General features: G+C 67.0%; 12 protein-coding genes and 1 pseudogene. 6 read left to right on the forward strand and 7 right to left on the reverse strand.

Annotated elements, in window-relative coordinates; translation table 11 throughout:
• The first annotated feature begins 50 nt into the window (after positions 1-50).
• Positions 51-1,961, forward strand: coding sequence for a glycosyltransferase (locus AB0T83_RS06485; protein ID WP_366192223.1), 1,911 nt, complete (start codon positions 51-53; stop codon positions 1,959-1,961).
• Between the two features lie 7 nt (positions 1,962-1,968).
• Here the strand turns inward: AB0T83_RS06485 and AB0T83_RS06490 are convergent, their stop codons facing one another.
• A complete protein-coding gene (locus AB0T83_RS06490; RefSeq protein WP_366192224.1) occupies positions 1,969-2,622 on the reverse strand; it encodes a GntR family transcriptional regulator in 654 nt (217 codons plus the stop codon).
• Positions 2,623-2,715: 93 nt separating this feature from the next.
• Between AB0T83_RS06490 and AB0T83_RS06495 the strand changes: the two genes are divergently transcribed.
• The 3 genes from AB0T83_RS06495 to AB0T83_RS06505 all read left to right on the forward strand — a co-directional run bounded on the left by AB0T83_RS06495 (position 2,716) and on the right by AB0T83_RS06505 (position 4,938).
• A complete protein-coding gene (locus AB0T83_RS06495) occupies positions 2,716-3,366 on the forward strand; it encodes a pyrimidine 5'-nucleotidase (protein ID WP_366192225.1) in 651 nt (216 codons plus the stop codon).
• Between the two features lie 87 nt (positions 3,367-3,453).
• Positions 3,454-3,651: a hypothetical protein gene (locus AB0T83_RS06500; protein ID WP_366192226.1), complete on the forward strand. Its 198-nt coding sequence runs from the start codon at positions 3,454-3,456 to the stop codon at positions 3,649-3,651.
• 78 nt (positions 3,652-3,729) lie between these two features.
• On the forward strand, positions 3,730-4,938 hold the full coding sequence (locus AB0T83_RS06505) for a UbiH/UbiF family hydroxylase (protein ID WP_366192227.1): 1,209 nt from the start codon (positions 3,730-3,732) through the stop codon (positions 4,936-4,938).
• A 70-nt stretch (positions 4,939-5,008) separates the two neighbouring features.
• Here AB0T83_RS06505 and AB0T83_RS06510 read toward each other — a convergent pair whose 3' ends face one another.
• From AB0T83_RS06510 to AB0T83_RS06520, 3 genes are all read right to left on the reverse strand, one after another.
• The gene (locus AB0T83_RS06510) at positions 5,009-6,133 is read right to left on the reverse strand and encodes an aminotransferase class V-fold PLP-dependent enzyme (protein ID WP_366192228.1); all 1,125 of its coding nucleotides are present in this window, start codon (positions 6,131-6,133) and stop codon (positions 5,009-5,011) included.
• A 64-nt stretch (positions 6,134-6,197) separates the two neighbouring features.
• Positions 6,198-6,677 (reverse strand): Lrp/AsnC family transcriptional regulator, encoded by a 480-nt coding sequence (locus tag AB0T83_RS06515; RefSeq protein ID WP_366192229.1) that lies wholly within the window; start codon positions 6,675-6,677, stop codon positions 6,198-6,200.
• Positions 6,674-7,132 (reverse strand): Lrp/AsnC family transcriptional regulator, encoded by a 459-nt coding sequence (locus tag AB0T83_RS06520; protein ID WP_366192230.1) that lies wholly within the window; start codon positions 7,130-7,132, stop codon positions 6,674-6,676. Before AB0T83_RS06520 ends, AB0T83_RS06515 begins: the two co-directional genes overlap by 4 nt.
• A gap of 131 nt (positions 7,133-7,263) precedes the next feature.
• On the opposite strand from AB0T83_RS06520, the gene ilvC reads away from it, so the two are divergent.
• Together ilvC and AB0T83_RS06530 are read left to right on the forward strand one after the other, a co-directional pair.
• Entirely contained in the window at positions 7,264-8,286 is a 1,023-nt protein-coding gene (gene ilvC / locus AB0T83_RS06525; RefSeq protein ID WP_366192231.1) for a ketol-acid reductoisomerase, read from the forward strand.
• Between the two features lie 73 nt (positions 8,287-8,359).
• The gene (locus AB0T83_RS06530; RefSeq protein ID WP_366192232.1) at positions 8,360-9,256 is read left to right on the forward strand and encodes a DMT family transporter; all 897 of its coding nucleotides are present in this window, start codon (positions 8,360-8,362) and stop codon (positions 9,254-9,256) included.
• A gap of 17 nt (positions 9,257-9,273) precedes the next feature.
• Here the strand turns inward: AB0T83_RS06530 and glmM are convergent, their stop codons facing one another.
• The 3 genes and pseudogenes from glmM to AB0T83_RS06545 all read right to left on the reverse strand — a co-directional run.
• Entirely contained in the window at positions 9,274-10,620 is a 1,347-nt protein-coding gene (gene glmM, locus AB0T83_RS06535; RefSeq protein ID WP_366192233.1) for a phosphoglucosamine mutase, read from the reverse strand.
• A complete protein-coding gene (gene folP, locus AB0T83_RS06540; protein ID WP_366192234.1) occupies positions 10,617-11,651 on the reverse strand; it encodes a dihydropteroate synthase in 1,035 nt (344 codons plus the stop codon). The genes glmM and folP overlap by 4 nt, the downstream gene beginning before the upstream one ends.
• 17 nt (positions 11,652-11,668) lie before the next feature.
• Positions 11,669-12,326 (reverse strand): annotated as a pseudogene (locus tag AB0T83_RS06545) (dihydroneopterin aldolase); the annotation flags it as partial.

Genomic DNA, 12,326 nt, shown 5'->3' on the forward strand with positions numbered 1-12,326 from the left:
TTTAACCAAGCTGAGGTCAGTCTTGGTGGGTCCTACACAAGGAACCCGCCATGGAAGGCCAGCTTCTCTCTGTTGTCGCAGGCACGGGCGTCCGCCCGTCGGCGGCGGCTGTGCCGCGCTCCCGCACCCGGCTGGGGGAGATCCTTTGCGCCAAGCGCCTGATCACGCCGCCGCAACTGGCCAGCCTGTTGCTGCGCCAGCGCACCATGGCCGCGCATCTGGGCTCGCTGCTTCAGGTCGAAAGCGGGCTGGCAGAACATGATCTGCTGGCGGCGCTGGAAGACCAATGGGGCGCGCGCCGCATCGATCTTGAGGCCCATGCCCCCGATCCTGCGCTGATCCAGACTATGGGGTTGGACGCCTGCCTGGCGCAGCGCATGGTGCCCTGGCGCCGTATCGGCGCCGCAACGGTCATCGCCGCAGTCTACCCCGAACGGTTCGAGGCCGAGCGCGCGACACTGGAGGCGCTGTTCGGCCCGGTCATGCTGGCGCTGACCTCGGAAACCGGGCTGCGGCGCAGTCTCAACCGCTGTCTTCCGTTGGAAGTCCGCCATCGCAACGAACGCCGCCTGGCCGCGCTGGACAGTTGCCGCGCCTGGACCTGCCGTCCGTTCCGCCTGGCCGCCATTGGCCTTGGTCTGGGCATCATCGCGGGGTTTCTGGCCGCGCCGGTGCTGGCCTTCTGGTTGTTGACCTGTCTGGCCCTGCTGGCGCTGATCTCGCTGACCGCGCTCAAGACCATGGCCGGGATCGCGGCGTTCCGCAGGCCAGCTTTGCAGCCCGACGCCAAGATCATCCGCCTGCACCCGCCCTCGCGGTTGAAGCGGCCGGTGGTGTCGCTTCTGGTGCCGCTCTACCGCGAGGATCGCATTGCCGAGCGTTTGCTGCGCCGCCTGCAACGGATCAAGTATCCCGCCGCGCTGCTGGACATCTGCCTGATCGTGGAATCCGACGATGCCGTCACCCGCGCCTGCCTGAAACGCACGATCCTGCCGGTCCACATCCGGGTGCTGACCGTGCCCGAGGGGATGGTGAAGACCAAGCCGCGGGCGCTCAACCACGCGCTGGATCACTGCCGCGGCAGCATTGTCGGGGTCTATGATGCCGAGGACGCGCCGGACCCGGATCAGATCGCCCATGTGGTCACCCGCTTCAACGAAGCGCCGCCCGACATCGCTTGCCTGCAGGGACGACTGTCGTTCTACAATGCCCGGCAAAACTGGCTGTCGCGCTGTTTCACCATCGACTATGCGGTGTGGTTCAACATGGTCCTGCCCGGCATTTCGCGCCTGGGCCTGCCGATCCCCCTGGGTGGCACCACCCTGTTCTTCCGCCGCGAGGTGCTGGAAAAGATCGGCGCCTGGGATGCGTTCAACGTCACCGAGGACGCGGATCTGGGCATTCGCCTGTATCGTCACGGCTACCGGACCGAGCTGATCGACAGCACCACCATGGAAGAGGCCAACTGCCGGCTGTGGCCGTGGATCCGCCAGCGCTCGCGCTGGATGAAGGGCTATGCCATGACCTACGCCACGCACATGCGCCGGCCGGGGCAGCTTTGGCGCGACCTTGGCCCGCGCGGGTTCTTCGCGGTGCAGGTCATCCTGCTCAGCGCGCTGGTGCAGGCGTTGCTCGCCCCGACGTTGTGGAGCTGGTGGCTGATCGCCCTCGGTCTGCCGCATCCGCTACAGGACCTGCTGTCGACTGGCGCGCTGGTCACCATCACCTCAGTGCTGATCCTGTGCGAAGGGATCAATCTGGCGCTGGCCATCCTGGCGCTGCGCCGCACCGGGCATCGCACCCTGACCCCGTGGATTCTGGCGCTGAACCCCTATTTCATGCTGCAATCGCTGGCCGCCCTGAAGGCGCTGGTCGAGATGGCCTACCGGCCGTTCTTCTGGGACAAGACCGAACACGGGCTGGACGATGCGCCGGGCCTTGGCGCCGCCCTGCCGGCCTGACCGCGTCTCAGGACACCGCGTCCATGTTTGCGGAATCGTGCTTCAGCCGCGTCTCGAAGGCTTTCGAGATGTGGATTTTCAGGGCAGCCTCCGCCCCGTCACCGTCGCGCCGTTCGATCGCATCGACGATGGCGCCATGCTCGGCAAGCGCGGTCTCCCCGCGCCCCTCCACCGCCAGCGAGGTCGAGGCCAGAAGCGCCATGGTCCGATGCACGAGATCCAGTTGCTGCACCAGATAGCGGTTGTGCGAGGCCAGGTGGATCTGCCGGTGAAACCGCTTGTTGGCCCGCGACAGTGCACTGGGATCGTCGATCAGCTCCAGATCGCTGGCCACCATGTCGCGCAGGACCCGGATCTCCTCCAGCGTCGAATGCTGGGCAGCCAGACGCGCGGCCAGCCCTTCCAGCTCGGCCCGCACCACGTACAACTCGGCCAACTGGTTGTGGTCCAGCGAGGCCACGATCAGGCTGCGCCCGTCGCGGGCCAGCAGGGACTGGGTCTCCAGCCGCTGCAAGGCTTCGCGGATCGGGGTCCGCGACACGCCGAACCGCTCGGCCAGTTCGCTTTCGACCAGACGGTCGCCGGGCCGGAAGACCCCCACGTCGATCGCATCAAGGATCAATTCGTAGGCATCCTTGTTGGGGTGCTTGCTGACGGACATTGCGGTCCTCCTCGCGGCCCAAACTACCGTTTTCCCCGGCAAAAGGGCAAGCCGATGCTTGCCCCCCCGGCAGAACTGCGCCAAACCCGCATCATGCCCCGCGCCCTGAACACCCGCAGCGTCTGGATCTTCGATCTCGACAACACGCTTTACCCGCCGCAGGCCCGGCTGTTCGATCAGATCGAGGTGCGGATGATCGACTACGTGATGACCGCGCTGGACGTGCCCCGCGCCGAGGCCGACCGCCTGCGCAAGCACTACTGGGACCTTTATGGCACCACCCTTGCCGGGCTGATGGCCGAGCATGATCTCGACCCGGTGCCCTATCTGGTGGATGTGCATGACATCGACCTGGCGCCACTGTCGCCCGATCCGGACCTGCGTGCGGCCATCGCGGCGCTGCCGGGGCGCAAGATGGTCTACACCAACGGCTCTGCCCCCTACGCTGAACGGGTACTGGCGGCGCGCGGCCTGTCGGGCCTGTTCGACTCCATCTACGGCATCGAACACGCCGCCTATCACCCCAAACCGGCCCGCGTGGCATTCGAGACCGTCTTCGCCCGCGCCCGGCTTGCCCCGGAACAGGCGGTGATGTTCGAGGACGATCCCCGAAACCTCGCCGTCCCACATGATCTGGGGCTGGGCACGGTGCATGTGGCCCCTGACCACGAGGCCATGGATGCGGGTCACCTCCACTATCGCACCGACGATCTGACAGGCTTTTTGCGGCAAATATGCGACTAAGGTCGCTGCGACCGCGGGCATGTTTGCACTTGCAGCATTTCTTGTGGCATCAGGCGGCATCACCCCCCCTGTTTCAAGGATCACGCCATGACCGCCACGCCCGATCACCCGACCCACAGCCAACGCTGGACAGGGACCGAGTTCCGCACCCTTCTGCTCGCCGTTCTGGCCCTCGCTACCTGGGGCGGCGCGATCGCGCTCTTCGGTTTTGCTGGTCTGATCGTTCCGGCCCTGGCCCTGGTGGGCGTCATGGCGCTGGTTCTGGTGATGATCTCGCGCGGCTGAGCCTGCGCGGCCAGACGCCGCTCTCCCCCCCGCCGCAGAAACCGCTATTCTGTGCAGCGGAACCAGGTGGGGGATGCCATGAGCAGCGCAATCCAGGACTTTGACATCGTGGTCGCCGGCGGCGGCATCGCCGGGCTTGCGGCGGCCACGGCCTTCGGCCACCTCGGCCTGCGCACCCTCTGTGTCGATCCCGCCGTCCCGGTGACCGAGCGTGACGCCCAGGGTGCCGACCTGCGCAGCACCGCCTTTCTGCAGCCATCGCGCGATCTTCTGGACCGCATCGGCGTCTGGGACCGGCTGGCGCCGCATGCCGCCGACCTGCAGATCATGCGCATCGTCGATGCCGGCGGGGTGACCACCGAACCGCGCCTGACCCGAGACTTCGACGCCGCCGACATCAGCAGCCGTCCCTTCGGCTGGAACCTGTCGAACTGGCTGCTGCGGCGCGAATTCCTGGGCGCCGTCGCCGACCAGCCAACGGTCACCCACCGTACTGGCGTGGGCGTGCGCGATGTGCTGCCCCGCAGCGCCGAGGCCATCGTGCAACTGTCCGACGGCAGCCGCGCCCGCGCCCGGCTGGTGGTGGCCGCCGATGGCCGTACCTCCACGGTGCGCCAACAGGCCGGCATCGGCGTGCGCACCACCCGCTACGCCCAAAAGGCGCTGGCCTTCGCTGTCACCCATGACGCGCCGCACGATAATGTCTCGACCGAGATCCACCGCTCGGGCGGCCCCTTCACGCTGGTGCCGCTGCCCGATCACAAGGGTCTGCCCTGTTCCGCCGTGGTCTGGATGGAGCATGGGCCGGAAGCCCATCGTCTTCTGGCACTGGACGAGGACGCGTTTTCCGCCGCCGCCACCGCGCGTTCGGGCGGGCTTTACGGGCCACTGACGCTCACCAGCCAGCGCACGCTCTGGCCGATCATCAGCCAGATCGCCGACCGGTTCGACGCCCCGCGCATCGCGCTGATGGCCGAAGCCGCCCATGTGGTGCCGCCCATCGGCGCGCAGGGGCTGAACATGTCGCTGGCCGACCTTGCAACACTGCTCGACCTGATCGAAGCCGCCCCGCAGGACCTCGGCAGCGCCGAGAGCCTCGCCCGCTACACCCGCGCCCGCCGTCCCGAAGTGCTGGCCCGCATCACCGGCGTCGATCTGCTGAACCGCGCGTCCATGCTCAGCCCGCAGCCCCTGCGCGACCTGCGCCGCAGCGGCTTGGCCGCACTCTATGGCCTGTCGCCGGTGCGCAAACGCCTGATGCAGCTGGGCCTCGGCGCCAAGGGATAGCGCGCCCGCACTCCTTTTTCTTGGCCAAAATACTCCCGCCGGAGGCACCTGTCCCCGGCCAGAGACGCGCCTACAGAACCTTGTCGAGCACCGGTTTCAACCGCCCCAGCGTCGCCTCCACGTCATAGAGCTTGTCCAGACCGAACAGGCCCAGCCGGAAGGTCATGAACCCCTCGGGCTCGTCACAGGCCAGCGGCACCCCGGCGGCGATCTGCAGGCCTTCGGCGGCAAACTTCGATCCGTTCTGGATCGCCGGATCGCTGGTGTAGCTCACCACAACGCCCGGCGCGCCGAAGCCCTCGGCAGCGACCGAGGTCACGCCCTTCGCCGCCAGCATCTGCCGCACCCCGTCGCCAAGCGCCCATTGCGCCGTGCGCAGCCGGTCGAACCCATAGTCCCGCGTCTCGGCCACGGTGTCACGGAAGGCGTGCAGCGCATCGGTGGGCATGGTGGCGTGATAGGCATGGCCGCCGTTTTCATAGGCCTGCATGATCTGGTGCCATTTCTTCAGGTCCAGCGCGAAACTGTCCGACCGGGTCTGCTCCAGCCGGGACAGCGCGCGCGGCCCCATCATCACCAGCCCGGCCGAGGGCGCGGCCGACCAGCCCTTCTGCGGGGCCGAGATCAGCACATCCACCCCGGTGGTTTCCATATCGACCCAGACACAGCCCGAGGCGATGCAATCCAGCACCATCAGCGCGCCGACCTCATGGGCGGCGGCGGCCATCTGCGTGACATAGGTATCGGGCAGGATGACCCCGGCGGAGGTTTCCACATGCGGGGCAAAGACCACGTCGGGCTTTTCAGCCCGGATCCGGGCCACCACATCCTCGATCGGCGCCGGCGCAAAGGGGGCCGCCGGGCCGTTGCCGGTCTGGCGCGCCTTCATGACCGTGCTCTCGGCGGCAAAGGCTCCGGCTTCGAAAATCTGGCTCCAGCGATAGGAGAACCAGCCGTTGCGCACCACCAGCGTGCGGGCGCCGCGGGCGAACTGGCGCGCGACCGCCTCCATTCCATAGGTGCCACCGCCGGGCACCAATGCCACCGCCTCGGCGTGATAGACCTCTTTCAGCATCGCGCTGATGTCGCGCATCACTTGCTGGAAGGTGGCGGACATGTGGTTGAGCGAGCGGTCGGTGAACACCACCGAGAATTCGTCCAGTCCGTCTGGATCGACCGTGTTGAGCAGTGCCATGGCAGCCTCCTGTTACATGTTGCCTAAAGGGCTAACGCGGGAGCGGGGCCGGTGCAAAGAGGTTTCAGTCCACAGACCCCGTTGCGGCCCTCAGCGGACCGGGGCGGATTTCCTCGCTCAGCACCACGTTGGATTCGATGTCGCCCACCGACGGTAGGGTCATGACCCGCCGCCGCAGCACCCGTTCGAAATCCGCCAGATCGCGCGCCACCACCCGCACGCGATAGTCGAAGCGGCCCAGCACATGGTGGACGGCCTGAACCTCGGGGATGGCGCTGATGGCGCGTTCGAAATCCTCAAGGCTGGTGCGCCCGCGCGCCGCCAGCTTGATGCCCAGGAACACCGTGACGCCAAATCCCAGCCGCGTCTTGTCCAGATCCAGTCGCCGCCCGGCAAGAATACCCGCCTGCTCCAGCCGCCGGATCCGCCGCCATGTGGCCGGTTGCGACAGCCCCAGATTCCGCCCCAGCGCCCCGGCGCTTTGACTGGCATCCGCCGCCAGCGCCCGCAGCAAGGCGCGGTCCAGATCGTCCAGGTCGATCACAGCGGCAGGCTTTCGTCATCCTTGATGGTGGCCACCCGCATCAGCCCCTCGATATCGGCGAGATGCGGCAGGGTCAGGATGCGGTCGTGATAGATCTGCTGGTAATGCGCCATGTCGCGCGCGCGCACCGACAGGCGCAGATCCACCCGGCCCAGGAAGGTCTGGATCTCGATCACCTCGGGGATCTCGCGAGCCCGCGCCACAACCGCGTCGAAAGCACCGGGTTGGGTCTTGTCCACCGCCACCCGCAACGAAACCTCGACCGCATAGCCCAGCTTGCCCCAGTCGATCACCGCGCGCACGCCGCGGATCACCCCCGCCGCACGCAGCTTTTCCAGCCGCCGCCAGCAGGCCGCACGGGTCAGCCCGGCGGTTTCGGCCAGGGCCGCGGCCGACAAGGCCGGGTCGGCCTGATAATAGCGCAGCAGCCTGCGATCCATGTCGTCGATTTGCATGATTGTCCGCGTATCACCCGATTTCACGAATATCAATTTCGTTTCACACCGATAATCCGAACCTTTCCTTCCTGTTCCTGCGGATATCAGCCCCTATGCTGCGCCCATAATCAATCGGGAAGGAGATCCCCATGCGCGTCTACTATGACCGTGACTGCGATGTGAACCTGATCAAGGACAAGAAAGTCGCCATCCTCGGCTATGGCTCGCAAGGCCACGCCCACGCGCTGAACCTGCGCGACAGCGGCGCCAAGAACCTTGTCGTCGCCTTGCGCGAAGGCTCGGCCTCGGCCAAGAAAGCTGAAGCCGAAGGTCTGCAAGTGATGGGTATCGCCGAAGCGGCGGCCTGGTGTGACGTGATCATGTTCACCATGCCCGACGAGCTGCAGGCCGAGACCTACAAGAAATACGTGCACGACAACATCAAGCCCGGCGCGGCCATCGCCTTCGCCCACGGCCTGAACGTGCACTTCGGCCTGATCGAGCCGAAAGAAGGCATCGACGTGATCATGATGGCGCCCAAGGGCCCCGGTCACACCGTGCGCGGCGAATACACCAAGGGCGGCGGCGTGCCCTGCCTGGTGGCCGTGGATACCGACGCCACCGGCAAGGCGCTGGAAATCGGGCTGTCGTACTGCTCGGCCATCGGCGGCGGCCGTTCGGGCATCATCGAGACCAACTTCCGCGAAGAATGCGAAACCGACCTGTTCGGCGAGCAGGCCGTTCTCTGCGGCGGTCTGGTCGAGCTGATCCGCTGCGGCTTCGAAACCCTGGTCGAAGCCGGTTATGCGCCGGAAATGGCCTATTTCGAGTGCTTGCACGAAGTGAAGCTGATCGTCGACCTGATCTATGAAGGCGGCATCGCCAACATGGATTACTCGATCTCGAACACCGCCGAGTACGGCCAGTACGTCACCGGCCCGCGCATCCTGAACTACGACGAAACCAAGGCCCGGATGAAAGCGGTTCTGACCGACATCCAGCAGGGCAAGTTCGTGCGTGACTTCATGCTGGAAAACGCTGTCGGTCAGCCGACCATCAAGGCGTCGCGTCGCGCCAACGACGAGCATCTGATCGAAGAAACCGGCGCCAAGCTGCGCGGCATGATGCCGTGGATCTCGGCCGGCAAGATGGTCGACAAAGAAAAGAACTAAGCGATCCGACCGGCGCGCTTGCGGGCGCGCCGGTCCCTTTTTTCGCGGCAGGTGCCGCCCCCCCGAAACCTTCATGTCCAGCTCCGCCCTCTCCGATCCGCGCCCGATTCACTGGGCCGGAACGATCAGCCTCGGGATCATCTGGGGCACCGCCTTCATGGGCATGAGCGTGGCGCTGGAAGACATGTCGCCGCTGTGGCTGGCCGCCGGACGGCTGGTGATCGGCGCGGTGACGCTGTTGGCGATCGAGGCCGGGCTGGCCGCAGCCGGCAAATACCGCCCCCCCACCCCCTTGCCCTGGCGCTTTGTCTTGGCCATCGCCCTGCTGGGCGCGGCCTTGCCCATGGCACTGTTGACCTGGGGGCTGCAAACCGTGCCTTCGTCCTTCGCGGGCGTCTCCATGGCCGCCGTCGCGCTGTTCGTGCTGCCGCTGGCGCATGTCTTCGTGCCGGGCGAGACCATGACCCGCTGGCGCACCTTGGGGGTTCTGGCGGGTTTTCTGGGCGTCGTCCTGCTGATCGGGCCGCGCAGCCTGCTGGCGGGCGGCGGCGAGGCCATGGGCGGCCGCATTGCCTGTATCGGGGCAACGCTGTGCTATGCCTGCGCCTCGATCCTGACGCGCCGCTGCCCGCCCATCGATCCGATCCGCCTGGCCCGGCTGATGACCGGCATTGCCGCCATCGTCCTGGTGATCCTAGCGCTGATTTTCGAAGGCTGGCCGACTCTGCCCGCCGGCCTGCCCCTACTGGCGCTGCTTTGGGTCGGCGTGCTGCCCACCGGCGTCGCCAACCTGATCCGCGTGCTGATCGTGCGCAGCGTCGGACCCGGCTTCATGAGCCTGACCGCCTATCAGGTGCCGGTCTGGTCGGTGATCTTCGGCGCGCTGCTGCTGGGCGAGCCAATCTCGCTGAACCTGATCCTGGCCATGGCGCTGATCCTGGCAGGAATTGCCCTGACCCGCGTGCGCTGACGGCGCTGAATGCCGGATCAGACCGCGGCCTGAATTTCTCCGACCAGACCATCGACGATGCGGGTCATCAGGCCTTCGTCCTCGGCTTCGGCCATGACCCGGATCAGCGGTTCGGTGCCGGACTTGCGGATCAGCAGGCGGCCCTGCCCTTGCAGATCGCTTTCGGCGGCCCGGATCGCGGCCTTGACCTGATCGCTGTCCAGCGGATCAGCCCCGGTGGCATAGCGGACGTTCTTCAGCAATTGCGGGCACGGGTCGAACACCCGGGTCAGGCTTGAGGCCGGCTGACCGCTTTGCACCATCGCCGCCAGAAACTGCAGCCCGGCCATCAGACCGTCGCCGGTGGTGGCATAGTCGGTCATCACAATATGGCCCGACTGTTCCCCGCCCAGGTTGAACCCACCCCGGCGCATTTCCTCGACCACGTAGCGGTCGCCGACCTTGGTGCGTTGCAGGCCGATGCCCCGGCCATGCAGGAACCGTTCCAGCCCGAGGTTCGACATCACCGTCGCCACCAGCGTGTTGCCCTCCAGCCGGCCTTCGTCGGCCCAGCGGCTGGCCAGCAGGCCCATCAGCTGGTCGCCATCGGTGACCTGCCCGGTCTCGTCGATCAGGATGATGCGGTCGGCATCGCCATCCAAGCAGATTCCCAGATCGGCGCCGGTTTCCAGAACCCGCGCGGCAGCGGCCTGCGGCGCGGTCGAGCCGACCCCTTTGTTGATGTTGAAGCCGTCCGGCGTGACGCCGATGGCCTCGACCTCGGCGCCCAGTTCCCACAGAATCTCGGGCGCGGCGCGATAGGCCGCGCCATTGGCGCAATCCACCACGATCTTCAGCCCGTTCAACCGCAACGAGCGGGGAAAGGTGGTCTTGGTGTATTCAACATAGCGCATCCGGCCTTCATCGATGCGCCGCGCCCGGCCGATGTTTTCGGGACGGGCGGGTTCGATCTCGCCTTCGACCAGGGCCTCGATCTCGACCTCGGCCTCATCGGACAGTTTGAACCCATCGGGGCCGAAGAACTTGATGCCATTGTCGGTGGACGGGTTGTGGCTGGCCGAAATCATTACCCCCAGATCGGCCCGCATCGAGGCTGTCAGGAACCCCACCGCCGGGGTCGGCACCGGCCCCAGCAGCAGCACGTTCATGCCGGTCGAGGTCAGCCCCGCCGTCAGCGCGGTTTCCAGCATATAGCCCGACAGGCGCGTGTCCTTGCCGATCACCACCCGGTGACCGTTCGATCCGTCGCGGCGGAAATAACGGCCTACGGCGGCGCCCAGACGCAGCACCAGATCTGCCGTCATCGGATGGCTGTTGGCCTGGCCCCGCACACCGTCGGTTCCGAAAAGCTTGCGCTGGCTCATGGGTCTGCTCCTTGCCTCGTCTCGCGGGGGCCGGTGACGGCGCGGTGCAGGCTGAGCGCCTGTCTGGTGGCCGCCACATCGTGGACCCGGATGATTTGCGCCCCTTGTGCCACGGCCGCAAGGGCCACGGCAATGGAGCCATGGACGCGGTCCGCCGCCTCTGGCGCGGCCCCGATCTCGCCGATGAACCGCTTGCGCGACACGCCGATCAGCAGCGCGCAGCCCAGCCCGTGGAACAGCGACAGGCCGCGCAACAGATCCAGGTTGTGCGCCGTGGTCTTGCCAAAGCCGATGCCGGGGTCGGCAAGAATGCGGGTGCGCGGGATGCCTGCGGCCTCGGCGCGGGAAATCGCGGCCTCCAGCGCGTCATAGACATCCAGCAGCGCATCGCCATAGCGCGGATCGCGCTGCATGGTGTCGGGCAGTCCCTGCGCATGCATCAGGCAGACCGGTACGGCGGCGCGGGCTATGGTTGCGGCCATTTCGGGATCGAACCCCATGGCCGACACATCGTTGATGATCGCCGCCCCTTCGGCCAGCGCCCGCGCGGCCACGGCGGCCTTGCGGGTGTCGATGGAGACAGGCACCGAACTCTCCGCCGCCAGCGCGGCAATCACCGGCGCGGTGCGCGCGATCTCGTCCGCCTCCGAAACCTCCACCGCGCCGGGACGGGTCGATTCGCCACCAATGTCCAGAATGTCGGCGCCCTCGCTCCGCAATTGGCGTCCGTGGGCGATGGCGGCCTCGGCGGCGAGGAACTGTCCGCCGTCCGAGAAACTGTCGGGCGTCACGTTGACGATGCCCATCAGGCGCGGCGTGTCGGTCAGGGTCAGCCCGGCCAGCGGGGCGCGGGCCGCGCACAGGCGGTCCCGAACATCCGGCGGCAAGACCTCGGTGCTGGTGATGCGTGGCGATGCATCCCGGCGCAACACCTCCACATGGGTGAACCAGCCCCAGCCACCGGCCAGCGGCAGGGCCTCGGACGGACGGGCGGCATCTGTTTGAACGAGGGGGCGGTAATACGCGGTCATAGCCGCAGCTTATCCGATCAGGCCCCGGACGACAGCGGCACGGGCCGCAAGGGCGGCAGATCCGGGGCCAAGGACAGGGGCTCTGCCCGATCCGTGGTCAGCCAGAGAACTTCCGCAGCCTCCAGCCGTCGCGCCAGCCAGGCGGCCAGCACCGGCATGGTCAGCGGCGACGGCGGCGCGTCTTCACGGGCATCGACGACGATCTTCGACGGCGCCCAGACCGAGATCTTGTCATGACGCAACGCCCAGTCCATCTCGGTCCGCGAATCGACCACGACAAAGCGCGGATCAAGGGACGCCAATCGCCAGGCCGCCTGTTCGTAGGCCAGCAGCGTGATGCGGCGCGTCACCGGGGCGATCAGACCGTCGAATACGGGCAATTGCTGCGCAACGGGATTGACGCACAGCACAGCCGGCGCGTCGCCGGCCAGATCAACCAGACGGTCCACCAGCCGGGGATCGTCCAGAGCCGTGTCATCCACCAGAACCATGGTTGGGACGGCATGCGCCTCGGCCACAGGGGCCAGCGGTGCTGCTCGCACGATCTCGACCCCCAGGGCGCCGCTGAGACGATCCAGCTTTTCCACCCGCAGCCAGACCTGCGCCACCTGCTTGTGCGCCAGAACCCGCGCGGCGACGCCTTCGGCAAGGGTTTCCATCAGGTTGAGCCGGCCG

It is taken from the genome of Meridianimarinicoccus marinus (assembly GCF_040689105.1).
Classification (GTDB): Bacteria; Pseudomonadota; Alphaproteobacteria; order Rhodobacterales; family Rhodobacteraceae; genus Meridianimarinicoccus; species Meridianimarinicoccus marinus.